We start from the raw sequence: 537 nt of genomic DNA on the forward strand, positions 1-537 counted from the left end.
TTCATATCACCTTGCCGGCGCTTTTCGCAGATTAGCACGTCCTTCATCGCCTCTGACTGCCAGGGCATCCACCGTGTACGCTTAGTCGCTTAACCTCACAACCCACAGGCGTCTTGCGACGCGCGGTTGTGATTATTGAGAGACTCGAACACCTCGCCTTTATTCCTTATTACGGAGGAATAACGCAAAGCGTCGTTTCAATTTTCAGCTTGTTCCGGATTGTTAAAGAGCAAATATCTTAAACATGACTCGTAAGTCATCTTTAAGATAGTAGGGTCGGCGACTTTCACTCACAAACCAGCAAGTGGCGTCCCCTAGGGGATTCGAACCCCTGTTACCGCCGTGAAAGGGCGGTGTCCTGGGCCTCTAGACGAAGGGGACACATAGTCTGCTTCGCAAGACGCCTTGCTCATTACTTCTATCAGACAATCTGTGTGAGCACTTCGAAGGCAGTATCTTCAGGTAAGGAGGTGATCCAACCGCAGGTTCCCCTACGGTTACCTTGTTACGACTTCACCCCAGTCATGAATCACAAAG

General features: G+C 50.1%; 1 tRNA gene and 2 rRNA genes. All 3 read right to left on the reverse strand.

Annotated elements, in window-relative coordinates:
- Positions 1-95: ribosomal RNA gene (locus MHZ89_RS22635) — 23S ribosomal RNA — on the reverse strand; the annotation flags it as partial.
- Between the two features lie 210 nt (positions 96-305).
- A tRNA-Glu gene (locus MHZ89_RS22640) sits at positions 306-381 on the reverse strand.
- 82 nt (positions 382-463) lie between these two features.
- A 16S ribosomal RNA gene (locus MHZ89_RS22645) occupies positions 464-537 on the reverse strand; the annotation flags it as partial.

Source organism: Pantoea sp. ACRSB (assembly GCF_022346905.1).
GTDB classification, from domain to species: Bacteria; Pseudomonadota; Gammaproteobacteria; order Enterobacterales; family Enterobacteriaceae; genus Pantoea; species Pantoea piersonii.